This is a genomic window from Mycobacterium sp. ACS4331 (genome assembly GCF_001667265.1).
Lineage (GTDB): Bacteria > Actinomycetota > Actinomycetes > Mycobacteriales > Mycobacteriaceae > Mycobacterium.
Window position 1 is genome coordinate 1 of the sequence record NZ_LZHW01000064.1, and the last position, 24,177, is coordinate 24,177.

Genomic DNA, 24,177 nt, shown 5'->3' on the forward strand with positions numbered 1-24,177 from the left:
GGGCGGAGGAGGTGGGGGCGGCGGTGCCCTCCTGAGCAGCAGCAACGGTGGCACGGTCACCGGCGACGCCTTCGGTGGTGCCGGTGGGCACGGCGGCGATGGTTCAACGACCGCGGCCGGCCGGGCAGGTGGCAGCGGCGGGCTCGGACAACTGGTTGCCGACGCGGCGAACAGCACCGCCACGGGCACCGCCACGGGCGGCGCGGGCGGCGACTCCTTCGGCACGGGCAGCGGCGGTCGAGGCGGAGCGGGCTCGGTCTACGCGCACGCCGCCGACAGCAACGCCACCGGCACCGCCACGGGTGGCGCCGGCGGCTCGGGCACCGGAGCGGGCAGTGTCGGTGGCCAAGGTGGCGACGCCTGGGTGCAGACCGGTTACGCCGGTGGCCCTGCGGGCGGCGAGGCGACCGGTTCGGCGACCGGCGGCGCCGGTGGTGATGCCTCCAACGGGGGCGCCGCCGGGTCCGGCGGGTACGGCCTGGTGCTCGCAGTCGGATCGACGGGTGTCGCCGACGGGGACGCCCTCGGCGGTGCCGGCGGTGACGCCACCGCCGCAGCGGCCACCGGCGGTGCCGGTGGTTCGGCACAGGTCACCGGGTTCAACGGCAAGACGACCTCGAGTATGGCGACCGGCGGTGCGGGCGGCGCCGGCAACGGCGGCGACGGCGGCAGGGGCGAACAGGGCTGGGTCGGTGTCTACGACTACGCCGGACCGGCCGGAAGCACGGTCACCCACGGCACGGCCACCGGCGGTGCCGGCGGTGACGGCGGCACCAACGACAACGCCGTCATCGGCGGCAAGGGTGGTGCCGGCGGTCAGGCACTCGTCGGCGCTGACGGCGGCGGCGCCGTCGCGGACGCCACCGCGACCGGCGCGGCCGGCGGCGACGGCGGCAACGCGTCGGCGGCGGGACCGGGCGGCGCCGGCGGCAACGGCGGTTACGGCGAAATCTGGGCCGGAGGCGCCAACAGCAGAGCCGACGGCTCCGCAACCGGCGGCCAAGGCGGCGACGCGGTCGGCACCGGCACCGGCGGCACCGGCGGCAAGGGCTACGTCCTGGCCCAGAACGGCGGGCACGCCTCGGCGACCGGCGCGGGCGCGGTCGGCGGCGACGGCGGCCAGGGCAGCAACGGCGGCGCCGGCGGCGCCGGCGGCAACGGCACGGTCTCCGCCCTCCGAGCGGGCAGCACGGCCTCGGGCGCCGGCATCGGTGGCGACGGCGGGGACGCCGACGGAATCGGCAGCACCGGTGGCAGGGGTGGCGACGGCTACATCCAGACCGGGCTCACCAGCGGCATCGGCAACAACAGCAGCGCCAGCGGGTATGCCCGCGGCGGCGACGGCGGCAGCGGGACCAACGGTGGGCACGGCGGCAACGCCGGCTTCGGCTCCGTGATCGCGTCGGGAACCGGTTCCAAAGCCTCCGGCAACGCCTACGGCGGCGACGGCGGCGACGGCATCGACGGCGGGACCGGTGGTGGTTACGTGTCTCCGCTGTCCAACATGCGGGCGCAGATCACCGCGCAGGGCAACAACTCCGAGGCCAGCGGCACCGTCATCGCCGGCGACGGCGGCGATGGCACCGGCGCCGGAACCACCGGTGGCGCCGGTGGTCAAGCGGTCATCGGTGCGGGACAGAGCTCCGGCGCCGGCACCAACACCAAAACCGAGGGCACCGCGACCGGTGGTGACGGCGGGGCGGGCCAGAACGGCGTCAACGGTGGCGTCGGTGGCGCGGCCAGCATCACCACCAGGGCCAACGGCGACACCATCACCGGCAGCACGGCAACGGCCGGGGACGGCGCAACCGGTGCCGCTGGCGGTGCCGCCACGATCAACGCCGCCGGTTCGGGCTCTGTCAGCGTCATCACCAACTCCTCTGCCACCGGCGGAGACGCCGGGGCCGGCGATGCCGACGGCGGCGTCGGTGGGGTCGGCGGTGCGGCCTCGATCAGCGCGGCCCTCGGCGGCGACGTCAACAACGGCCATGCCACCGGCGGTGCCGGCGGCGCCGGCAGCAACGGCGGCCACGGCGGCATCGGTGGAGCAGCGAAAGTCTCGGCCGACTTCGCCGGCACCAATGTCACCGGCGCGGCCACCGGTGGCGACGGCGGGGCAGGCGATGCCGGCACCGGTGGTGCCGGCGGGACGGGCACCCTCGAAGCCAAAGCCGCAGGCGCCACTGTCGTGGGCACCGGCACCGGTGCCACCGGAGGCGATGGCGGCGCGGGCAATGACGGTGGTGTCGGCGGTGACGGCGGCTACGCCGACATCAACGCGTCCGCGAACGGGACCGCCGGCGGGACTGCCACCGGTGGCGACGGCGGGTTCGGATCTGGGACCGGAAGCACCGGTGGAGACGGTGGCTGGGCCGAGGTGCAGGCCGGCTACGGCAGCCTCACCGGCGGCAAGGCGACCGGCACAGCGGCGGGCGGCGACGGCGGCAACGCCACCAACGCCGGCAGCGGCGGTGTCGGCGGCGGCGCACTGGTGATGGCCGCAGGCGCCTCCGGCATCGCCACCGACAACAACGCCACCGGCGGCGACGGCGGCGCGGCCAGCGCAGCCGGGGCCACCGGCGGTGCGGGCGGGTTCACCAACATCGCCGCCCTCAACGGCACCATCACCGGCAGCACCGCGACCTCCGGTCACGGTGGCGACGGCAACGGCGGCAGCGGTGGCGCAGGCGGCATGGGCTGGATCCAGGCGGTCGACGCAGGCACAGCGATCACCAACGGCACCTCCACTGGCGGTGACGGCGGAGACGGCGGCGCCAACGGCACGGGAGGCGCGACCGGCGGCACCGGCGGCGCCGGCGGCAACAGCACCTTCTGGATGCTCGGTGGCCAGCAGTCGACCAACGAAACCAACTCCGGCGGCGCAGGCGGCGACGGCGGCGACGGCAGCGCACCCGGCGTCGGCGGCAACGGCAACGGCGGCAACGGAGGCGCCGGCGGCATCGGCGGCATGTTCGACATGACGCACGGTGTGACGGGCCATGGCGGCGACGGCACCGACGGAGGCGACGGCCAACCCGACGGGACGCCGGGCACCAACGGCTCCAGCGGGGCGAACCAGCCCTGATCGACGCAGGACCAGACGTGGAGAGGCCCGCTTCGGCGGGCCTCTTCTCGCGCGGACAGTGTCCGCAGCACGATGGCGGCGCACCCGAAGCCGATGCGCGGGGCCGACACGCCCGGCGCTCTCCCGCAGATGTGCATCGATGGAACGCGCTGACATAAGCTCCCTTCGACCGGAGAGGAGGCCTTGGGTGCGGGCTGAAGCAGCGCCCAGCACCCAGGGTTTGCGGGGCTGGCAGAGACGAGCGCTGGTCAAATACCTGACCGCCAAACCGCGCGATTTCCTCGCTGTGGCCACCCCGGGCGCTGGGAAGACGACCTTCGCCCTGCGCATCGCGGCCGAACTCCTGGCCGAGGGCACGGTCAGCAAGGTGACCATCGTCGTCCCCACCGAACACCTCAAGGTGCAGTGGGCCGCGGCCGCCGCGCGCATCGGCATCGCCCTGGACCCGAAGTTCAGCAACTCCTCGGCGCAGACCTCCTCGGAGTACCACGGCGTCGTCGTCACCTACGCCCAGGTCGCGAGTCATCCGGCGCGGCACCGCGTGCGCACCGAGAACCACAAGACCCTGGTGATCTTCGACGAGATCCATCACGGCGGTGACGCCAAGAGCTGGGGCGAGGGCATGCGGGAGGCCTTCGACGACGCCACCAGGCGGCTGTCGCTCACCGGCACCCCGTTCCGCAGCGACGACAGCCCCATCCCGTTCGTCAACTACGAGACCGGCCCCGACGGGCACGCCCGCTCGCAGGCCGACCACGTCTACGGCTATGCCGAGGCGCTGGCCGACGGTGTGGTCCGGCCCGTGGTGTTCCTGGCCTACTCCGGCGAGGCCCGCTGGCGCGACAGCGCGGGTGAGGAGCACGCGGCGCGGTTGGGTGAACCGCTGACCGCCGAGCAGACCGCGCGCGCGTGGCGCACCGCGCTCAACCCGGCCGGGGACTGGATGCCCGCGGTGATCGCCGCGGCCGATCGGCGGTTGAACCAGTTGCGCGAGCACGTGCCGGATGCCGGCGGCATGATCATCGCCACCGACCAGACCGCCGCCAGGGCCTACGCGGACCTGCTGCTGAAGATCACCGGCGAGGCCCCGACCGTGGTGCTCTCCGACGATCCCGGTTCCTCGGACCGCATCTCGGCGTTCTCCGCGGCCACCTCGAAATGGCTTGTGGCCGTGCGCATGGTCTCCGAAGGCGTCGACGTGCCGCGGCTGTCGGTCGGTGTGTACGCCACGAGCGCGTCGACGCCGCTGTTCTTCGCCCAGGCCATCGGCCGCTTCGTGCGCTCCCGCCGGCCCGGCGAGACGGCCAGCATCTTCCTGCCCTCGGTGCCCAACCTGCTGCAGTTGGCCAGCGAGCTCGAAGAGCAGCGCAACCACGTGCTGGGCAAGCCGCACCGCCCCCAGGAGGACGACCCGCTCGAGGAGGCCCTGCGCGAGCAGCGCAGGGACGAGCCGGGCGAGATGGAGAACGGCTTCGAATCCCTGGGCGCCGACGCCGAACTCGACCAGGTGATCTTCGATGGGGCGTCGTTCGGCACCGCGACCCCGGCGGGCAGCGAGGAGGAGGCCGACTACCTCGGCATCCCCGGCCTGCTCGATGCCGGCCAGATGCGCGATCTGCTGAGCCGGCGCCAGGAGGAGCAGCTCCAGAAGCGCACGGCCTCAGGCGACCTGCCGCAGCTCGCGTCGACGCACGGGCAACTGCGCGAACTGCGCCGCGAACTCAACGCGCTGGTGTCGGCGACCCACCACAAGTCGGGCAAGCCCCACGGCTGGATCCACAACGAACTTCGGCGCCGCTGCGGCGGCCCGCCGGTCGCGGCCGCCAGCCGCGAGCAGTTGAAGGAACGCATCGAAGCGGTCCGGATCCTGCACCGCGAACTTTAGAGACCCAGCAGCTCCGGCAGGTCGGCCACCGAGTCGATGACGTGATTGGGCTGCATCGCGAATTCGTCTGCGGCCCAACGATCCAGCGTGGACTGCCGGAACTTTCCGGTGCGCACCAGGACACCGGTCATGCCCACGACCTGACCCGCGAGCACGTCGTTGTTCAGGTCGTCGCCGACGATGTACATCTCGTCGGGCTCGACACCGAGGCGCGCGGCCGCGGCCAAAAAGCCCTCAGGCGCCGGCTTTCCGACGGCGGTGGCCTTGCGCCCGCTGACCTCCTCCATACCCAGCAGGTACATGCCGGTGTCGATGCGCAGTCCCTCGGTGGTGGTCCAGGAGGTGCTGCGGTGCATGGCCACCACCGGAACCCCCTGCGCCATCCAGTCATAGACCCAGGACAGCGTCACGTGGTCGTATTCGGGACCGGCCCCGCCGAGCAGCACGACATCCGGGGTGTCGGGCATCGACCCGCCGCGGGTGTCGACGGAGGCGACGATGTCGATCCCCGGCATGTCGTCGGAGATGTCACCGCTGTTGACCAGGAAGCAGCGCGCGTCGGGATACCGGTCCCGGACGAAGTCGGCGGTCAGCACGGCCGCGGTGACCACCTCGTCGGGTGAGACGGCCATTCCCGCGGCGGTGAGCAGGTCGGCGATCTGCACCCGGGTCCTGGTCGTGGTGTTGGTCAGATACGAACGCGCGATCTGGTGCTCCGAGAGCGTTCGCAACGTCGCCGCCGCACCCTCGATCGGCTTCCACGACGTCACGAGCACACCGTCGATGTCGAAAAGCACTCCGCCGATGGCCATGCAGCGAGGTTATGCGCCCGGCATCGACGCGCAAGTCGGGGGTCCTCACGAGTGAGCCCACACACTGTCGGCGACCCACGGCGAGGCCTGCGCCGCGATCGCCCAGGCCTGTTCGGCAGGCACGTCGATCAGGACGTACCGCTTGGTGCCCGCCGCGGTCGCGGCCACCAGCGTGGCCACGCCGGCGCGGCGCTGGAACCACGATTGGCGCACGGTCCACCCGATGATGCCCGCGGCCTGAACACAGTCGCGGCGCCGTTCGACGCTTCCGCTGCGGGCCACCAGCCACGCGCCGTCCACCCGGTGTCCGAGGGCCCGCACCCGGTCGAAGGCCAGCGCGGCGCTGCCCGCGAGCACGGCCAGCCACAGCGGCCAGAGCCAGAACGGAACTCCCCCAGCCACATCGGCGGCCAGCAGCACCGCACCCATCGCTGCGGGCACCACCATGGCCCGCGTCCAGCGTCGGCGGGCCGCGGCGGGGCCGTGCGACACCAGTGGCCCGGTCACGACGTCGGGCCGCTGCACCAGTCCGGTCAGCACGCCGCGCGCGGTGTCGGCGGGGCACGGCGGCAGCAGCAGCGACGACTCCCCGGTCCCGCCGACGCCGGTCATCACGGCGTCCAGCCGGGCGCCGCCGAAGGCGCGCACCAGCAGAGGTTCGCGCAGGGTTCCGCCGCGCAGGCGACTCAGGTCGTAGGTGCGCTCCCGCACCCGCAGCAGGCCGTGGACCAGGTGCAGCGTCTCGGCCCGCCGCGTCAGGACGAGATTGCCGTACGTCACCAGCGACCGTCCCACCGCGAGCACCACCGACAGCAGCAGCACGGCGGTCACCGCGACCGCGACGGTCGTCGCCACGCCGACGCGCGCGGCCGCATCCAGGCCGGACTGCACGGCGTCGGATCTGCGCAGCGCCTCACCGAATCCGGCCTGGTACACCAGGCCCACGCCCGCCGAGACCGCCACCAGGCCCGAGAAACTCAGCGGGCTGTACCGCAGCCAGGTGGGCCGCCACGCGGCGAGCACCACGCCATCGGAACCCGGCTGCGGTTCGGCCGACACCGGCGAGTCCGCCAGCAGGACGGCTCGCAGTCCCGGAACCTGCTCTGAGGGCACCGCGTCGAGTTCGAAAACACCGGCGCCGGTGGCCTCCTGGCCCGTGGTCAGCCGCAACACCGTCAGCCCAAGCAGCCGGTGCAGCGGGCGGGCGTCGGTCTGCACCGAGCGAATCCGATTCCGCGGCACCGACAGTGTGTTGCGCTGCAGCACCCCGGTGCGCAACGCGACGTTCTCGGCGTCGATGCGGTAGGTGGTGGTGAACCAGCGTGCCACGCCCATCGCCACGATCAGGCCGACACCGAGCAGCGACCAGAGCGGATTCTGGGTGGCCGAGCCCAGCACGATCGACCCGATCACCAGGGGCAGCTGGCGCAGCACCTCGTGCACGGGATGCACCAGCAGCATGCGCGGCGAGAGCCGGTGCCAGGCCGCGCTCTCCGGTTCGGCTCCGGTCATGTCGCGTCGTGCGCGCCGAGCGCGGCGATGTCGGTCAGCTGCGCGACGATCTGGTCGGCCACCGGTTGATCCAGCGCGACGATGTGCACCGCACCGGCCGAGGACGCCGTCGTGACCGAGACGTTGGCCAGGCCGAACAGCCGGTCAACAGGCCCGCGGTAGGAGTCGACGGTCTGCACGCGCGAGATCGGCGCGATGCGCCTCTCCTGCACGAGCCACCCGGTGCGCGTGTAGACCGCGTGCGGGCTGATCGCCCAGCGGTGCACGCGATACCGCCACAGCGGGACCACGACGACGCCCAGCACCGCCCCGGCCACCGTGGCAGCGGCCGCGGCCGCGTGCAGCCACGGCAGCCGCTGGTCCACGGCGAACCACACGAGCTGCCCCAGCGCGAGCACCAGCCACGGAATCGCGGCCCCGACCGCCCACGCCACCGGCGCCCGCCGGCTCGGCGGGTTGGCCGGGTCGACCAGCCGAACTTCAGACATCAGCCCAGAGTGCTATGCCGGTGCCCACCGCGTCCACCGCCGCCGTATGTTGTGGGCATGAGCCAGAAATGGACTGAAGCCGACGTTCCGGACCAATCCGGCCGCGTGGCGGTCATCACGGGTTCGAACACCGGACTGGGATACGAGACCGCGCGCGTCCTGGCGGCCCGCGGCGCCACAGTGGTGCTCGCGGTCCGCAACCTCGACAAGGGCAAAGCCGCCGCGGCGCAGATCCTCGGGTTGGTGCCGCGCGCCGATGTCTCCGTGCAGGAACTGGACCTCGGGTCATTGGCGTCAGTGCGCACCGCGGCCACAGAACTCAAGGCCGCGTATCCGCGCATCGACCTGCTGATCAACAACGGCGGCGTGATGTACCCGCCCAAGCAGACCACCTCCGACGGTTTCGAACTGCAGTTCGGCACCAACCATCTCGGCCATTTCGCGCTCACCGGACTGCTGCTGGAGAACCTGCTCGGCGTCGAGGGCTCGCGAGTCGTGGTGGTGGCCAGCATCGCGCACAACATCCGCGCCGGCATCCATTTCGACGACCTGCAGTGGGAGCGCAGCTACAACCGGGTGGCGGCCTACGGCCAGTCGAAGCTGGCCAACCTGATGTTCGCCTACGAGCTGCAGCGCAGGCTGGCCGCCGCCTCGGCGTCGACCATCGCGGTCGCGGCGCATCCGGGCATCTCCAACACCGAGTTGATGCGGCATGTCCCCGGCTCGAATCTGCCGGGCTACAACACGATCGCCGGACTGTTCACCAACAGTCCCGCCGTCGGCGCGCTGGCCGCGCTGCGCGCCGCGACCGACCCGGGTGTCGAGGGCGGGCAGTACTACGGCCCGAACGGTTTCCGCGAGCTGCGTGGGTACCCGGTGCTCGTCGGCTCGAGCCGGCAGTCCCACGACCAGGACGTGCAACGACGGCTCTGGACGGTGTCCGAAGAGCTCACCGGCGTGACGTTCCCGATCTGACATGCGCAGCGTCACAGAGCATCAGCAGGTCGTGGCGGGCCTGATCACCCCCCGCCCGGCACAGACCGTTCCCCTGGCCCAGGCCGAGGCCCTGGCGCTGGCGGCCGATGTGGTGGCCGGGCTGTCGCTGCCGGGCTTCGACAACTCCGCCATGGACGGATACGCCGTGTTGGCCGCCGACGTGGTGGCGGCGAGTCCGGACAACCCCGTGAGACTGCCCGTGGTCGAAGACATCCCGGCCGGCCGCACCGATCTGCTCGCCCTGTCGCCGCACACCGCGCACCGGATCATGACGGGTGCCCCCGTACCCGCCGGCGCGACGGCCGTCGTGCCGGTCGAGGCCACCGACGGCGGCACCGAGACCGTCCGCATCCGCGCCGCCGCCCGGCCCGGTCAGCACATCCGCCGGGCCGGTGAGGACGTCACCGCGGGCACCACGGTGCTGCACGCCGGGCAGGTGGTCAGCCCGGCGGCGCTGGGCCTGGCGGCCGCCCTGGGCATCGGGGAACTGACGGTGCGCCCGCGCCAACGGGTCCTGGTGATGTCCACGGGCACCGAACTCACCGCCCCCGGTGCCGAATTGAAGCCCGGGCAGATCTACGAGTCCAATGCCGTGATGCTGGCGGCCGCGGTCCGCGAGGCCGGTGGTGTGGTCACCGCGGCGCCGATGGCCGAGGACGACGTCGACGCGTTCCGTGCGGCGCTGACGGCCCACGTCGGTGAATCCGATCTGATCATCACGACCGGCGGGGTCAGCGCGGGCGCCTACGAGGTGGTCAAGGACGCCCTCGGCGGTGAAGTCGATTTCGTCAAGGTCGCGATGCAGCCGGGGATGCCGCAGGGCAGCGGACACGTCGTGGTCGACGGCCGCGCGGTGCCGATCATCACGCTGCCCGGGAATCCGGTCAGCGCGTTGGTGTCCTTCGAGGTGTTCGTCCGGCCGGCGTTGCGGGCCGCCATGGATCTGCCGCAGCCGCACCGGCGCCGCCGCCAGGCGGTCCTGAGCGAGTCGTGCACCTCGCCGTCGGGCAGACGGCAGTTCCGCCGCGGGGTGCTCGACGCCCAAGCGGGCACTGTGACCAGCTACGGGCCTCCGGCCTCGCATCATCTGCGGTGGCTCGCGTCGGCCAACTGTCTTCTCGAGATCGAGGAGGACGTCACCGAGATCGAGGCCGGAGCCACCGTGACGGTGTGGGATCTCATCGATTAGCTGACACGTGCGCGGATCCGCCCACGGCGGGGCCCGAACGTGACAACCTGGTGGGGACCCATCCGTCAGAAGGAGTCGACGATGCCTCGCAACGATCCCCCCAAGGTGACCCAGACCTGCAGCTGTAAGTGCGGCAGGTGCAGCAACGGCGTGCACTGCGGCGCCCACTCCAGCGGCTGCAACAAGTAGGCGCGGTCCCCGGCCGATTCGACCGCCCCGGACACCGACGGGGCAGTCGAATCCTCTGTGGGGTCGCATCGGCGACGCTGGGGACTACCTACAATGGCGCTTGTGGCCCGACGCCCTCGAACGTCCGAAACGTCCTCTCTGGATCCCGCGCACATCGCGCGGTTGATCCGTTCCCAGGTTCCTCCGATGCACCCCGCCGGTCTGCCGTTCGTCGGCGCCGGCCTGGCCGTGGCGGCGCTGGGCCGCAGGCGCCGGTGGGTCTGGACCACGGGACTGGCGGCCGCGGCCGCCAACGCCGCGTTCTTCCGCCATCCGCCGCGTGTCCCACCGACGCGGCCCGGCGTGGTTGTGGCACCGGCCGACGGCACCGTGTGCCTCATCGAAAACGCTTCGCCGCCACCCGAACTCGGGCTCCCTGACGAGCCGCGGCTGCGCGTCAGCATCTTCCTGTCGGTGCTCGACGCCCATGTGCAGCGCGCGCCCGTCGGCGGTGAGGTGGTGTCGGCGATCCATCGGCCGGGTCTGTTCGGCACGGCGGACCTGCCTGCGGCCAGCGCGGACAACGAGCGCAACAGCGTGGTGATCCGCACCGCCGACGGCGCCGAGGTCATCGTGGTGCAGATCGCGGGCCTGGTGGCCCGCCGGATCGTCTGCGACGTCAAGGCCGGTGACAAGCTCGACATCGGTTCGACCTACGGCCTGATTCGGTACGGCTCGCGGCTGGACACCTATCTGCCCGAAGGCTCCACCCTCCTGGTCTCGATGGGTCAGCGCACGCTGGCGGGTGAGACCGTGATTGCCGAGCTGCCGTGAAACCAAGAATCAAGACACCGCAGGTGAGCCTGCGGATGCTGCCGAGCGCCATGACCGTGGCCGCGATCTGCTTCGGTCTCTCGGCGGTCAAGATGGCGCTCGACGGCCGCGCCACCGAAGCCATGGCGTTCCTGGCCGCGGCGGCGATCCTCGACGCGCTCGACGGCCGGATGGCCCGGATGCTCAACGCCACGTCGAAGATGGGCGAGGAGATCGACTCGCTGGCCGACGCGGTGAACTTCGGCGTGGCGCCGGCCCTGATCGTCTACGCGACGCTGCTGCCGGAATCCCGCATCGGGTGGATCGTGGTGCTGCTCTACGCGGTGTGCATCGTGCTGCGACTGGCCCGCTACAACGCGATGCTGGCCGGGGATCAGCCCGAGTACGAGAAGCAGTTCTTCACCGGCATGCCCGCCCCGGCGGGCGCCATCGGTGCGATCGGTCCGCTGGCCGCCAAGATGCAGTTCGGCGACGGTTGGTGGACGTCGGAAGCGGCCGTGTCGTTGTGGTTGGTCGGGGTCGCGCTGCTCGTGGTCAGCACCATCCCGATGCGCAAGATCCACACCTTCGCGATCCCGCCGCGGATGGTTGTCCCGCTGCTGGCCCTGCTGGCCATCGGCATCGCGGCCTCGATCCAGTACGGCTACCTGGTGATCCTGGCGATCATCCTCGCCTACGTCATCCACATCCCGTTCGCGGTGCGCACCAAGGCGTGGCTGGCCAGCCACCCCGAGGTGTGGGACGACAAGCCCAAGGAGCAGCGCCAGGCCCGCCGCGCCATCCGCCGGGCGGAGCACCCGAATCGCCGTCTCGCGGCGCGCCGTTCCGCCGCACGGCTGGGTCTGCGCAGGCCGGGGCGCCCGTGACCCGGCTGACGCTGACGGCCAGGCTCAACACCTCAGCCCTGGACGCGCGCCGAGGCGTCGTCAGGTTGCATGCCGAAGCCATTGCGGCGCTGGGCATTCGGGAATGGGACGCGGTGTCGCTGACCGGGTCCCGCACCACGGCCGCGGTCGTCGGACTCGCCGGGCCCGGGGTGCCGGCCGGCACCGCCCTGCTCGACGACGTCACGTTGTCGAATGCGGGACTGCGGGAGGACACCACCGTGGTCGTCGCACCCGCGACGGTGTACGGGGCCCGGTCGGTGACCGTCACCGGTTCCAAGCTCGCGATGGGTTCGGTGTCGTCGGCGACGCTGCGCCAGGCCCTGCTCGGCAAGGTGATGACGGTGGGCGACACGGTGTCGCTGCTGCCGCGCGACCTCGGCCCCGGCACGTCGACGTCGGCGGCCACCACCGCGCTGGCCACCGCGGTCGGCATCACCTGGACATCCGAACTGCTCACGGTCGCCTCGGTGGATCCCGCCGGACCGGTCAGCGTGCAGCCCAACTCGGTGGTCAGCTGGGGCAACGGCTCCGCGAAACCGGTGGCCGCCGCGGCCGCCCCGGTCCCCCGGACCGAGCACCCGACCGTCGCGTTCGACGACCTCAAGGGTGCCCATGTGCAGGCCGGAAAGCTGACCGAATGGCTCAAACTCGCCCTCGATGAACCCCAGCTTCTCGAAACCCTGGGCGCACCGGCCCATCTGGGCGTGCTGGTCTCCGGCCCTGCCGGGGTCGGCAAGGCCACGATGGTGCGGACGGTGTGCGCGGACCGTCGCCTGGTGGAACTCGACGGACCCGAGGTCGGCGCGCTGGCCGCCGAGGATCGCCTCTCCACGGTCGCCCAGGCCACGGCCACGGTGCGCGACGGCGGCGGGGTGCTGCTCATCTCCGACATCGACGCGCTGCTTCCACTCGGCCGGGACGGCCGGCCGGAACCGGTCTCGAGTCTGATCCTGGCCGAACTGCGCACCGCGATCAGCGCCCCCGGTGTGGCCTTCGTCGCCACCTCGGCGGTGCCCGACGCACTCGACGCGCGGGTGCGCGCCCCCGACGTCTGCGATCGCGAACTCGGCCTGAGCCTTCCCGACGCCGCGACGCGGGCCCAGCTGCTCGAAGTGCTGCTGCGCGACGTCCCGACCGATCCGCCCAGCGGTCTGGCCCTGAGCGAGATCGCGGACCGGACACCGGGGTTCGTCGTCGCCGACCTGTGCGCCCTGGTCCGCGAGGCCGCGCTGCGGGCCGCTTCGCGGGCCAGCACGGGCGGCGCCGAACCGGCGCTGACCCAGGACGACCTGGCGGGTGCCCTGACCGTGATCCGGCCGCTGTCGCGGTCGTCGACCGAGGAGATCTCCGTCGGGTCCGTCACGCTCGACGACGTCGGCGACATGGTCGCGACCAAACAGGCGCTGACCGAGGCCGTGCTCTGGCCGCTTCAGCACCCCGACACTTTCGCGCGCCTCGGCGTGGAACCGCCGCGCGGCGTGCTGCTCTACGGGCCGCCCGGATGCGGCAAGACCTTCGTGGTGCGTGCGCTGGCCAGCACCGGACGCCTGTCGGTGCACGCCGTCAAAGGTGCCGAGCTGATGGACAAGTGGGTCGGCTCGAGCGAACGGGCCGTGCGCGATCTGTTCAAGAGGGCCCGTGACTCCGCGCCGTCGCTGGTGTTCCTCGATGAGATCGACGCGCTGGCCCCGCGGCGTGGCCAGAGCTTCGACTCCGGCGTCACCGACCGCGTCGTGGCCGCGCTGCTGACCGAACTCGACGGCATCGAACCCCTGCGCGACGTGGTGGTGCTCGGCGCGACCAACCGCCCGGACCTGATCGACCCCGCCCTGCTGCGCCCGGGACGCCTGGAGAAACTGGTGTTCGTCGAACCACCCGACGCCGACGCCCGCCGCGACATCCTGGCTTCGGCCGGCCGATCGGTGCCGCTGGCCGACGATGTGGACCTCGACGCGATCGCCGCCGAACTCGACGGTTACAGCGCGGCGGACTGTGTGGCACTGCTGCGCGAGGCCGCGCTGACGGCGATGCGACGGTCGATCGACGCCGCCGATGTCACGATGGCGGATGTGGAACAGGCGCGGGAGACGGTGCGCCCGTCGTTGGATCCGGCGCAGGTGGAATCACTGCGACAGTTTGCCGATAAACGCTAGCAGATCGGCATCAGTGCAGTTCAGGCCCCCTCAGACAAAACAAGCCCAATGTCCACCCAGTAGACTCTTGAGCAATTGACCTAGCCCCTTTTGAGGCTGACACCCCGAGGTTGGCGCCCGCCGCGCGCCGACAGGTAGGAGTGCCATGCTCGCCATTCTGTTCGCCCATGCGGTCGCTGCTGCCGTTGCGCCGCTGCTGGTGAACAGATGGGGACGACGGGCCTTCTATCCCCTGGCGCTCGTTCCGCTGCTCTCCCTGGTGTGGGTGTCGTCGAACTGGCCCTCGAGTCAGACCCAGTCCGACCCGGCGCATCAGGTCCGGATCGACTGGGTGCCCGAACTGTCGATGGACATCGACCTGCGCTTCGACACCCTGGCCGCGATCATGAGCGTGCTCGTGCTCGCGATCGGCGCACTCGTGCTCTTCTACTGCGCCAGCTACTTCCACCACCACGACGGGCACACCGAGAAGCGCCTACCCAGCTTCGCGGCCGAACTCGTCGCCTTCTCCGGCACCATGTTCGGGCTGGTGGTCAGTGACAACATGCTGCTGCTGTACATCTTCTGGGAACTGACCACGGTGCTCTCGTTCCTGTTGGTGGGCCACTACGCCGAGCGCGCCACCAGTCGCCGCGCCGCCACCCAGGCACTGCTGGTCACGACCTTCGGCGGGCTGGCCATGCTCGTCGGCGTCATCGTCCTGGGTCAGCTGGGCGGCAGCTACCTGCTGTCGGAGCTGATCGCCAACCCGCCCGCGGGCCTGGCGGTCGACGTCGCACTCGTGCTGATCCTGATCGGCGCGCTGTCGAAGTCGGCCATCGTGCCGATGCACTTCTGGCTTCCGGGTGCGATGGCCGCGCCGACCCCCGTCAGCGCCTATCTGCATGCCGCCGCGATGGTCAAGGCGGGCGTGTATCTGATCGCACGGATGTCCCCCGGGTTCGCCGACGCGCCACCGTGGCGCCCGATCGTCATGGTGCTCGGCCTGGCCACGATGCTGCTCGCGGGGTGGCGTGCGGTGCGCGAGTACGACCTCAAACTGATTCTCGCGTTCGGCACGGTCAGCCAGCTCGGCCTGATCACGATCATGGTCGGTGGCGGTGGCGGCGATCTGATGCTGGCGGGCCTGACCATGCTGTGCGCGCACGCGATGTTCAAGGCCGCGCTGTTCATGGTGGTCGGGGTGATCGACCACGCCACGGGCACCCGCGACATCCGGCGGCTGGCGTGGCTCGGCGACCGTGCCCCCAGCCTGTTCGTGATCGCCGCGCTGGCCACAGCCAGCATGGCGGCACTGCCGCCCTTCCTCGGGTTCGTGGCCAAGGAGGCCGACTTCGAGACGCTGCTGCACAGCGCGTCGTTGGGCCCGTGGGCTCCGTGGGTGCTCGCCGGTGTCGTGCTGGGCTCGGTCTTCACCACCATCTACAGCCTGCGCTTCATCTGGGGTGCGTTCGCGCGCAAGGGATTACGCGAGCCGAGCCCACGTGTGGCCGACCTGCACCCGCCGAGCGCGGCGTTCCTCCTGGCGCCCGGGGTGCTGGCGGTCGCGGGGTTGGCCTTCGGGTTGGCTCCCGGGGTCCTGGAGCGGATGCTCGACGCCTACGCCGACTCGGTCCCGGGCGGTTCGGACTACCACCTGTCGCTGTGGCACGGATTCAACCTGCCGCTGCTGTTGTCGGTCGTCGTCCTCGGGGCGGGCATCGCGGCGTTCGTCCTTCGCTCCAGGCTGCGCCGGATACGCCTCGGCTACCTGCCGCTGGGCAACGCCGACCGGATATACGACGCGACCCTGCGCCTGCTGGACTACGCCTCGGTCAAGCTGACCGGGGCGACACAGCGCGGCTCGCTGCCGGCCACGCAGTCGGTCATCCTGCTGACCCTGGTGCTGCTGCCCACGATCGTGCTCGCACTGGGTTCGCGCGATCAGCCCCATCTCGCGTTGTGGGACAGCACGCTCATGCCGATCATCGGCCTGCTGATGGTCGGCGGTGCGCTGGGCGCGACCGTCCTGCGCAACCGGTTGGCCGCAGTGCTGCTGGTGGGCCTGACCGGCTACGGGTGCGGCGCGATCTTCGCGCTCTACGGCGCTCCGGATCTGGCGCTGACCCAGTTCCTCGTCGAGACCCTGACACTGGTGGTGTTCGTGCTCGTCCTGCGCACGCTGCCCGCCGAAGCCGAAGTCCTGCACATGCGCCGGTTCCGGGTGCCGCGTGCGGCGTTGGCGCTGGGCGTGGGCGCCACCGTCACGGGCCTGGCCGCGTTCGCGATGGCCGCACGCAACGCGCGGCCCATCTCCGACCTGCTGCCCGACGCCGCCTACTACCGCGGCCACGGCGCCAACACCGTCAACGTGATCCTGGTCGACATCCGCGCATGGGACACCCTGGGTGAGATCTCGGTACTTCTGGTCGCGGCGACCGGCGTGGCCTCACTGGTGTTCCGGCATCGCCGATTCGGCGCCGCGCCTCGGGTTCCCGCGGGCAGCGCACCCGCGGGCCAGCCCGACATCGGCATGATCACCACCTACAGTCCCGCCGTCGGCGACATCACCTGGCTGCGCGGCAGCGAGTACCGCGATCCGCGCTACCGCTCCCTGGTCCTCGAGGTCGCCACGCGCGTCATCTTCCCGCTGATCATGGTGCTGTCGGCGTACTTCTTCTTCACCGGACACAACACGCCGGGCGGTGGCTTCGCGGGCGGCCTGACCGCGGGCCTGGCGCTGGTGCTGCGGTACCTGGCCGGTGGTCGCTACGAACTCGGCGAGACGCTGCCGTTGGACGCGGGCAAGATCCTCGGTGTCGGACTGGGCCTGTCGGCGGGCACCGCGGTCGCCTCCCTGCTGCTCGGGGCGCCGCCGCTGTCGTCGGCCCTGATCAGCTTCGACCTGCCGCTGCTGGGATCCGTCAAATTCGTCACGGCGCTGTTCTTCGACCTGGGCGTCTACCTGATCGTCGTGGGCCTGGTGCTCGACGTGCTGCGCAGCCTGGGCGCACGCCTCGACGAGGAGATGCCGCCCGCCCGGATGGCACGGCGGGTGACGCCATGACCACCTACATCCTGCCGCTGCTGCTGATCGGCGCGCTGTCCAGCTGCGGCGTCTACATGCTCCTGGAACGCAACCTGACCCGCATGCTGTTGGGCCTGCTGCTGATCGGCAACGCCATCAACCTGCTGATCCTCACGGTCGGCGGACCCGCGGGCAACCCTCCCGTGCGCGGACGCACCAGCGGGGATCAGACGACGACGGCCGACCCGCTGGCCCAGGCGATGATCCTCACCGCGATCGTCATCACGCTGGGCGTCGCAGCGTTCGTGCTGGCGTTGACCTACCGGTCCTATCGGTTGACGACCGCCGAAGAAGTCCCCGATGACGCCGAGGATGCGCGCGTGTCCCAGCTGAAGGAGTCCGACGCGGCCGACGAAGACGAGGCCGACCTCATCGCCACCCATCCCGACACCGACGAACCGGACGAACTCGACGCGCTGCCCGGCCGCGAGGGGTCGCGATGACGCCACATCTGGGCGCGGTGCTGACCCCGCTGCCCTTCCTCATCCCGATGATCGCGGCCGCGCTGACGCTGTTCGCGGGGCGCCGGCCCAGGCTGCAGCGGTTCCTCACGCTCGGCGCGTTGGTCTCGGTCGTCGTCGTGTGCGCCATGCTGCTGTACCTGGCCGACCGCTTCGGCACCATCGCGGTGCAGGTCGGCGGCTGGGGCCCGACCGAACCGGGAATGGGACCGCTCGGCATCACCCTCGTGGTGGACCGGCTGTCCGCCCTGATGCTCGTGGTCTCATCGATCGTGCTGGTGGCGGTCGTCTTCTACGCCATCGGTCAGGGCATCCGGGACGGCGACGAACGCCAGCCCGTGTCGATCTTCCTGCCCACCTACCTGGTGCTGTCGGCGGGCGTGTGCAACGCGTTCCTGGCCGGCGACCTCTTCAACCTGTTCGTGGGATTCGAGGTGCTGCTCACCGCGAGCTTCGTGCTGCTGACGCTGGGTGCCAGCAAGGAACGCGTGCGGGCCGGCATCTCCTACGTCATGGTGTCGATGGTCTCGTCGCTGATCTTCCTGTTCGGACTCGCGCTCGTCTATGCGGCGACCGGAACCCTCAACATGGCCGAGGTGGCGCTGCGCCTCGACGACGTCACCGAGGGCACCCGCAGCGCGATCTTCGCGGTGCTGCTGGTCGCCTTCGGCATCAAGGCCGCGGTCTTCCCGCTGTCGACCTGGCTTCCCGACTCCTACCCCACCGCGCCTGCGCCGGTCACCGCGGTGTTCGCGGGCCTGCTCACCAAGGTCGGTGTCTACGCGATCATCCGGGCGCACACGCTGCTGTTCCCGGGTGGGCAGTTGGACCGGATCCTGCTGGTGGCCGCGCTGTTGACGATGCTCGTCGGCATCCTGGGCGCCATCGCGCAGAACGACATCAAGCGACTGCTGTCGTTCACCCTGGTCAGCCACATCGGCTACATGGTCTTCGGCATCGCCCTGTCCAACGCGCTGGGCATGTCCGGCGCCATCTACTACGTCGCGCACCACATCATCGTGCAGACCACGCTGTTCCTGGTCGTGGGGCTCATCGAACGGCAGGCGGGTGCCTCGACGCTGCGCCGGCTCGGCGGGCTTGCGGCCGCCAGCCCACTGCTGGCGTTCGTGTTCGTCGTGCCCGCCCTCAATCTCGGCGGCATACCGCCGTTCTCGGGGTTCATCGGCAAGGTCGCGCTGTTGGAGGCCGGCGGGGAGAGCGGCAGCGTGCTGGCCTGGGTTCTGGTGGCGGGTTCGGTCGTGACGAGCCTGCTCACGCTGTACGTCGTGGCCCGGGTGTGGACCAAGGCGTTCTGGCGGGCCCGGGCCGATGCGCCCGAAGGAGAGTTGTCGGCGGCGGCACCCTCGGTGCTGCTCGACGACCTCGACGACGACGTGTCGTTCGCCGACCGTGACGACGTCGGCCGGATGCCCGTCGGCATGGTGTTGCCGACCATGGCGCTGATCGCGGTCGGGTTGGCGTTGACGGTGTTCGCCGGGCCGATCTTCGCCTACAGCGAGCGGACCGCCGCCGAAGTCATCGACCGCGGTGAGTACATCACCGCTGTGGTGGGTGAGCAGCGATGAAGCGACCGACGGCGCGCTGGGCGATTCTGCGCATCTGGATCCTGATCTGGCTGGTGATGGTCTGGATCCTGCTGTGGGGCAACATCTCCGTCGCCAACATCGTCAGCGGACTGGCCGTCGCACTGGTGATCACGCTTCTGCTGCCGTTGCCGCCGGTGCCCGTCGAGGGCCGCGTGCATCTGCTCTCACTGGCCAACCTGATCATTCAGGTGGCCTACTCCCTGGTGGTCTCCAGTACGCAGGTCGCCTGGCTGGCGATCAGGCCGCGCAAGCCACCGCTGTCCGCCGTGCTTCGCGCGCATCTCAACCTGAAGTCCGATCTGGTTCTGGCGCTGGCGGTGAGCATCCTCAACCTCGTGCCGGGGTCGATCGTGCTGGAGATCGATCAGGTGCGCCGCATGATCTATGTGCACGTCATCGACGCCGGTTCCGAGAAGGCCGTCAACAGCTTCTACCGCCAGGTCGCCAAGGTTGAGCGCCTGTTGATCCGGGCATTCGAGCGCGACAGCGAGTGGCGACCCGCGGCGCGGGACGAGGAGGCCGGGGTGGACGGAGTGGAGGCATGAACACCGTTTGGATCATCGCCGCGGTCATGCTGTCGCTGGCGGCCGCGATCACGATGTTCCGGCTTCTCGCCGGGCCGAGCACACTGGATCGACTGGTCGCACTCGACACCATGATCGCGGTGACGATGTGCGCGATCGGCACCTGGGCGGCGTTCAGCCTCGACACCACGGTGCTCTACAGCCTGGCCGCCCTGGCCCTGATCAGCTTCGTGGGCTCGGTCAGCATCGCGAGGTTCCGCGTGCGCGACATCGAGGGGCCGGACAAATGAACATTCTCGACATCGTCTGTGCGGTCATGGTTCTGGGCGGTTCGGCGCTCGCACTGACCGCGGCCATCGGTGTGGTCCGGTTCCGAGACACCCTGTCGCGCATGCATTCCGCGACCAAGCCGCAGGTGCTCGGCCTGCTGCTGGTCCTCATCGGGGCCGCCATCCGACTGCGTGGGCATCCCGATGTCGGCATGATCATTCTCACCGGGCTGTTCACCGTGATCACCGCGCCTGTCGTCGCGCAGCGCGTGGGCCAGTTGGCCTACCGCGAGCAGAATCTCAAAGACCAGCTGGCGGTCGACGAGATGCGCGATTACGACACCGACTGACCCCGATCGGCACCGACTGATACGACGACCTGGCGCCGCGGAGTCAGGTGGCGCGAGCCAGATGCTCCCGGATCTCGGCCTGTCCGTGGGCCGGAAGCTCGAGGATCATCGAGACGATGCGCCGCACCTCAGGGTCGTGCGCCAACTGCAGCCAGCGCAGGTCGGCGTCGAGACGGACCAGATACTGCAGATCCTCGCGGTCGTACGTGTCATCGAAGTACACCGGACGCACCCCGAAGAACTCGGCGATGGCGATCACGGCCTGCTCCGACGGTCGCCTGCGCACACCGCTGCGCAGTTGGGACATGTACGGCGCGGAGATGTGCACGCCCTTCTCGGCGAGCGCCCGCAGCACCTCGGAGTTGGTGTAGGCGCCGTTGCCGGGGGCGCGGATCGCGGCGAACAGCCGGTTGAGGCGGTCGGCGAAGGAGCCGCCGACACCGGACATCGGCCGCACGCCCGCGGCACGCTGATCGGCGCCGTTGCGCTGGGCGGCCCGCGTCTGGCGCTCGCGCCGGTTCAGCTCCGCGGTGATGTCGCGGGCGATGCACAGGATCTGCCGAACCTGACCGTCGGAGTCGATGATGGGCGACAGCAGGTTCTCCCAGTACTGTGGGGCGCCGCCGCGTCGCGTGGTCATGCCGACGAACGTGGCGCGGTCACCGCCGACCGCAGTGTGCAGCGCCCGAAGGCCGCGGCCGCGAATCTCCTCGGGCAGCAGTTCGAGCCACGGCATGCCGAAATCGACCTCATCCTCGGGCAGCATCAGCGCGGCGCATCCGGCCCGGTTCGTGTGCAGAAGGGTGCCGTCGACACGGATGATCATGATGCAGTCGGTGCTGGCCTCCCACTCCCGGGACGGCGTCACCTTCGGGGCCGTCGCGTCGGCGTCGACGGACAGCTTCCACACCGCGTTCCGTCCCCGACTCTCCAGCTTCACCACGTCACCTCGCTTCTCCAGGATCGCCAGGCTGCGATACAGGGTCTCGTTCATGACCGCCACGTTGAAGTTCTTGTCGAGGTGCCGACGCAGCTCACTGGTGGACAGCGTCGGACCCGAGTCCGTCAGTGCCGTCATGATCAGCCCCCGCACGGCCTCACCACCCGCTGCCGTCACCGGTGGACCTCCGCGTTCGCCGCAAACCCCGCACCCCGCAGGCGCCCGATCGACGGGTTTGCCATGGACGCTCTGGGGCCACGCCACACCGACATACTGACACCCGGGTAAACGGCCCGTCCGCGCTCGTCGAGCACTCCCCAAAGGTGGTCGACAGCAAACTGACTGCCCTCAGATCGGCCACACCGGGCCCACGTCCTGGCGAACACCACCGATGCCACTGCGGCGTGCCCCGACCTGCCCGCACGCCGTCCGGAAGGCGATATCTGGGACCGAGCGGACAGGTCCCAAAGGCGCGCCTTCTGGTCAAACGGTGCCACAGCCGACAGGTCTGAAATCACGCTCCCCACACCAGTCATGTGACCCTGATCATGATGGGCGCGCAATGGTCAAAGCCATGAGCCATCACCTGATGGCACCCGTACCAGCAACTCACGCTAGACTCGCTGATGGCTGCGTACGGGGGCAGGATGGGTGGCACTATTGGCCGACGGAATGACGATCGACGAGTTCGCTAGAGCGACGAACACGTCGGCCCGCAATGTGCGTGCCTATCACGAACGCGGGATCCTGCCGCCACCTCGCATGGTCGGCCGGACCGGGTTCTACGAGGAGATCCACCTGGATCGGATGGCCGCCATCCAGGCGCTGCAGGCCGAAGGTTTCTCGCTGGCATCCCTGCGTGCGCTGTTCGACGCGTGGGAGGCCGGCGCCAGCCTCGACGACGTGGTGGGCGCCAAGCACGCGCCCGTCGCCACCCGCAGCGGCGCCATCGACGTCTCGGCGCTCTACCCGCTGACAAAGTTCCGCCGGCCGGACGCCCGGGACGAGCACGTTCCGCGCCGCCGCCCGCTCAGTCTGCTCCCGGGCACGGACACTGCGCACATCCTGCTGTGTGCGCCGGGCGGCAGCGGCAAGTCCATCCTTGCGGCCGAACTGCTCAAGACCCTCCCCGGTGCGGGTGCATGGGTGTCCCTGGACTCCGAAGACGACGAACCGAGCAGGTTCTGGACCGCTGTCCTGATCGCGGTTCGCACCGCGGTTCCCGACTTCGGCGACGAACTGCTGGGTCGGCTCGTCGGCGGCGGCACCCTCGACACCGCGCTGATCGACGCCGCCGACGAACTGTCCGCCCGTACCGAGCCGCTCACCGTCGTCGTCGACGATCTGCACAACATCACCGACGCCGGCGTGCTGACCCGGCTGCAGTGGTTCCTGACCCATGTCAGCCCGTCGCAGTGCCGGCTGCTGATGTGCTCCCGCACTCGGCCGCAGATGAGCACGGCCAGGCTCGCGATGGGTGGCCACCTGGTCATCCTCAACACCGAGGATCTGGCGTTCGACGCGGAGGAGACCGCGGCGCTGCTGGTCGACCGGTTGGGCGTCCCGTTAGCGCCCGCCGAGATCAATGCCGTCATCGCCCAGACCGACGGCTGGCCCGCCGGGATCTACCTGACGGGCATGGCGATGCGCAGCGGGGCATCGAAGGACTCTGTCCTGCAGGCACTTTCCCGGCCCGACCGCCAGACTCACGAGTACTTCGCCGAGGAGGTGCTGGCGTTCCTGGAGCCCGCGCATGTGCGATTCCTCGAGGAGATCGCCCTGATGGAGCGGTTCAACGCCGACCTCTGCGACTACGTGCGGCAGGCCTCGGACTCGCAGCGCCTGCTCGACGAGCTGGCCGACAACATGTTCGTCATCGAACTCGACGACATCGGGTACTGGAAGCGTCTGCACCATGTGTTCGCCGGCGTGCTGCGGGCCAGGGTCGGGGCGTCCGAGGGGCTGGTGGCCCGGCACATCCGCACCGCCGCGTGGTGTGAGGAGCACGGGCAACTGCCCGGTGCCGTACATCACCTGGTCGAGGCGGGCGAGTTCGAGCGGGCCGCGCGGCTGATCTCGAAGATCTACCCGATGTTCCTCAACATCAGCAATCAGGGCGCGGTGGTGTCACAGTGGCTTCAGAAGCTGCCGCCCGATCTGTTGACCCGCTCTCCCACCTTGAGCCTCGCGATGGCTTCGGTCGCGGGCCTGCGCGGGGAGCAGGACGATATGGACGCCTGGGTGGCGACCGTGGAGAACCTCTCCGCCGCCTCGGAGGCGACCCTGACCCGCTCGCTGCTGATGTTCGTGCGCGGCGCGTTCAACTTCGGCGAGGTCGAACGGGCCGTGCAGCTGGCCTGTGCGGGCTTCGCCCTGTCCCCGCCCGGCGACCCGTGGGCGCCCATGCAGGGCGCCTCGCTGGCGCTGCTGCGCCTGCGCGTCGACGGGCCGACGGACGAGGTGTTGTCGCTGGCCGATCAGGTGCTGTCCTCGCCCCACCTTCCGGACCATCCCATCGCTCAGGCGGGTGCATGGGCGATCAAGGCCGTGGTGCTCGCCGAACGGGGCGACCGCGCGGCAGGTCTGGCCGCGGTGCTGCGCGCCACCGAGGTGCGGGGCAGATCGCGCCTGCACCGGGTGCCGCAGTCGGCGAACACGTGGGCGTCGTCGGCACGGGCGTACCGACTGCTGGGCCGGGCCGACGCGGCGGCGGCCGAAGCCGAGGCCGGCCACGAGATCGTCGCCGGCGTGACCGCCGAGAAGGACGCCACGGGTGCGGTCGTCCCCCTGCTGATCGAACTCATCCACGCGCGTCGCGCGCAGGGCCGCGACGCCGAAGCACGTCGTCTCGCCGCGGACGTCCGGCGCCGCCTTCAGGGCATCGCGGGTCCCGGGCTGTTGCCGGCCTGGCTCGACGAGGCCTGCGACGGTCTGTGACCCGACCCGTACG

17 protein-coding genes and 1 pseudogene are annotated in these 24,177 nt (G+C 70.7%); 14 read left to right on the top strand and 4 right to left on the bottom strand.

Annotated features, from left to right (window positions below):
• Positions 1 to 3,085: pseudogene (locus A5727_RS28390) on the top strand (PE family protein); the annotation flags it as partial.
• 187 nt (positions 3,086 to 3,272) lie between these two features.
• On the top strand, positions 3,273 to 4,970 hold the full coding sequence (locus tag A5727_RS14955) for a DEAD/DEAH box helicase (RefSeq protein WP_068250660.1): 1,698 nt from the start codon (positions 3,273 to 3,275) through the stop codon (positions 4,968 to 4,970).
• Here A5727_RS14955 and A5727_RS14960 read toward each other — a convergent pair.
• The 3 genes from A5727_RS14960 to A5727_RS14970 are packed head-to-tail and all read right to left on the bottom strand — an operon-like array spanning position 4,967 to position 7,782.
• On the bottom strand, positions 4,967 to 5,782 hold the full coding sequence (locus A5727_RS14960) for an HAD-IIA family hydrolase (RefSeq protein ID WP_068250666.1): 816 nt from the start codon (positions 5,780 to 5,782) through the stop codon (positions 4,967 to 4,969). The genes A5727_RS14955 and A5727_RS14960 overlap by 4 nt on opposite strands.
• Before the next feature lie 45 nt (positions 5,783 to 5,827).
• Positions 5,828 to 7,294, bottom strand: a complete 1,467-nt coding sequence (locus A5727_RS14965; protein WP_068250667.1) for a PH domain-containing protein — start codon at positions 7,292 to 7,294, stop codon at positions 5,828 to 5,830.
• Positions 7,291 to 7,782 carry a PH domain-containing protein gene (locus A5727_RS14970; protein ID WP_068250670.1) on the bottom strand — a complete coding sequence of 164 codons (492 nt, stop codon included), beginning with the start codon at positions 7,780 to 7,782 and terminating at the stop codon, positions 7,291 to 7,293. Before A5727_RS14970 ends, A5727_RS14965 begins: the two co-directional genes overlap by 4 nt.
• Before the next feature lie 57 nt (positions 7,783 to 7,839).
• Here A5727_RS14970 and A5727_RS14975 point away from each other — a divergent pair, with 57 nt between their 5' ends.
• The 11 genes from A5727_RS14975 to A5727_RS15025 all read left to right on the top strand — a co-directional run bounded on the left by A5727_RS14975 (position 7,840) and on the right by A5727_RS15025 (position 20,287).
• Positions 7,840 to 8,757: an SDR family NAD(P)-dependent oxidoreductase gene (locus A5727_RS14975; RefSeq protein ID WP_068250673.1), complete on the top strand. Its 918-nt coding sequence runs from the start codon at positions 7,840 to 7,842 to the stop codon at positions 8,755 to 8,757.
• A gap of 1 nt (position 8,758) precedes the next feature.
• A complete protein-coding gene (gene moeA / locus A5727_RS14980; RefSeq protein ID WP_068250677.1) occupies positions 8,759 to 9,967 on the top strand; it encodes a molybdopterin molybdotransferase MoeA in 1,209 nt (402 codons plus the stop codon).
• Between the two features lie 291 nt (positions 9,968 to 10,258).
• Complete coding sequence (locus A5727_RS14985) at positions 10,259 to 10,969, top strand: phosphatidylserine decarboxylase (RefSeq protein ID WP_502687683.1); 711 nt, start codon at positions 10,259 to 10,261, stop codon at positions 10,967 to 10,969.
• Entirely contained in the window at positions 10,966 to 11,835 is an 870-nt protein-coding gene (pssA, locus tag A5727_RS14990; RefSeq protein WP_068250683.1) for a CDP-diacylglycerol--serine O-phosphatidyltransferase, read from the top strand. The genes A5727_RS14985 and pssA overlap by 4 nt, the downstream gene beginning before the upstream one ends.
• Positions 11,832 to 14,009: an AAA family ATPase gene (locus tag A5727_RS14995; RefSeq protein ID WP_068250686.1), complete on the top strand. Its 2,178-nt coding sequence runs from the start codon at positions 11,832 to 11,834 to the stop codon at positions 14,007 to 14,009. The genes pssA and A5727_RS14995 overlap by 4 nt, the downstream gene beginning before the upstream one ends.
• Positions 14,010 to 14,154: 145 nt before the next feature.
• Positions 14,155 to 17,055 (top strand): Na+/H+ antiporter subunit A, encoded by a 2,901-nt coding sequence (locus tag A5727_RS15000; RefSeq protein ID WP_068250689.1) that lies wholly within the window; start codon positions 14,155 to 14,157, stop codon positions 17,053 to 17,055.
• Positions 17,052 to 17,519, top strand: a complete 468-nt coding sequence (locus A5727_RS15005; protein ID WP_068250692.1) for a Na(+)/H(+) antiporter subunit C — start codon at positions 17,052 to 17,054, stop codon at positions 17,517 to 17,519. Before A5727_RS15000 ends, A5727_RS15005 begins: the two co-directional genes overlap by 4 nt.
• On the top strand, positions 17,516 to 19,123 hold the full coding sequence (locus tag A5727_RS15010) for a Na+/H+ antiporter subunit D (RefSeq protein WP_068250695.1): 1,608 nt from the start codon (positions 17,516 to 17,518) through the stop codon (positions 19,121 to 19,123). Before A5727_RS15005 ends, A5727_RS15010 begins: the two co-directional genes overlap by 4 nt.
• A complete protein-coding gene (locus A5727_RS15015) occupies positions 19,120 to 19,689 on the top strand; it encodes a Na+/H+ antiporter subunit E (RefSeq protein WP_068250698.1) in 570 nt (189 codons plus the stop codon). The genes A5727_RS15010 and A5727_RS15015 overlap by 4 nt, the downstream gene beginning before the upstream one ends.
• Positions 19,686 to 19,958: a monovalent cation/H+ antiporter complex subunit F gene (locus A5727_RS15020; protein WP_068250704.1), complete on the top strand. Its 273-nt coding sequence runs from the start codon at positions 19,686 to 19,688 to the stop codon at positions 19,956 to 19,958. Before A5727_RS15015 ends, A5727_RS15020 begins: the two co-directional genes overlap by 4 nt.
• Positions 19,955 to 20,287, top strand: a complete 333-nt coding sequence (locus A5727_RS15025) for a monovalent cation/H(+) antiporter subunit G (RefSeq protein WP_068250706.1) — start codon at positions 19,955 to 19,957, stop codon at positions 20,285 to 20,287. Before A5727_RS15020 ends, A5727_RS15025 begins: the two co-directional genes overlap by 4 nt.
• A gap of 43 nt (positions 20,288 to 20,330) precedes the next feature.
• Here the strand turns inward: A5727_RS15025 and A5727_RS15030 are convergent, their stop codons facing one another.
• Positions 20,331 to 21,404, bottom strand: coding sequence for a PAS domain-containing protein (locus A5727_RS15030; RefSeq protein ID WP_068250711.1), 1,074 nt, complete (start codon positions 21,402 to 21,404; stop codon positions 20,331 to 20,333).
• A 495-nt stretch (positions 21,405 to 21,899) separates the two neighbouring features.
• On the opposite strand from A5727_RS15030, the gene A5727_RS15035 reads away from it, so the two are divergent.
• A complete protein-coding gene (locus tag A5727_RS15035) occupies positions 21,900 to 24,164 on the top strand; it encodes a winged helix-turn-helix domain-containing protein (RefSeq protein ID WP_068250714.1) in 2,265 nt (754 codons plus the stop codon).
• Positions 24,165 to 24,177: the final 13 nt, after the last annotated feature.

Coding starts and splice junctions, on each gene's coding strand:
- A5727_RS14960 (WP_068250666.1), bottom strand. CDS start 5,782: ATGGCCATCGGCGGAGTGCTTTTCGACATCGACGGTGTGCTCGTGACG.
- A5727_RS14965 (WP_068250667.1), bottom strand. CDS start 7,294: ATGACCGGAGCCGAACCGGAGAGCGCGGCCTGGCACCGGCTCTCGCCG.
- A5727_RS14970 (WP_068250670.1), bottom strand. CDS start 7,782: ATGTCTGAAGTTCGGCTGGTCGACCCGGCCAACCCGCCGAGCCGGCGG.
- A5727_RS14975 (WP_068250673.1), top strand. CDS start 7,840: ATGAGCCAGAAATGGACTGAAGCCGACGTTCCGGACCAATCCGGCCGC.
- moeA (WP_068250677.1), top strand. CDS start 8,759: ATGCGCAGCGTCACAGAGCATCAGCAGGTCGTGGCGGGCCTGATCACC.
- A5727_RS15000 (WP_068250689.1), top strand. CDS start 14,155: ATGCTCGCCATTCTGTTCGCCCATGCGGTCGCTGCTGCCGTTGCGCCG.
- A5727_RS15005 (WP_068250692.1), top strand. CDS start 17,052: ATGACCACCTACATCCTGCCGCTGCTGCTGATCGGCGCGCTGTCCAGC.
- A5727_RS15010 (WP_068250695.1), top strand. CDS start 17,516: ATGACGCCACATCTGGGCGCGGTGCTGACCCCGCTGCCCTTCCTCATC.
- A5727_RS15015 (WP_068250698.1), top strand. CDS start 19,120: ATGAAGCGACCGACGGCGCGCTGGGCGATTCTGCGCATCTGGATCCTG.
- A5727_RS15020 (WP_068250704.1), top strand. CDS start 19,686: ATGAACACCGTTTGGATCATCGCCGCGGTCATGCTGTCGCTGGCGGCC.
- A5727_RS15025 (WP_068250706.1), top strand. CDS start 19,955: ATGAACATTCTCGACATCGTCTGTGCGGTCATGGTTCTGGGCGGTTCG.
- A5727_RS15035 (WP_068250714.1), top strand. CDS start 21,900: ATGACGATCGACGAGTTCGCTAGAGCGACGAACACGTCGGCCCGCAAT.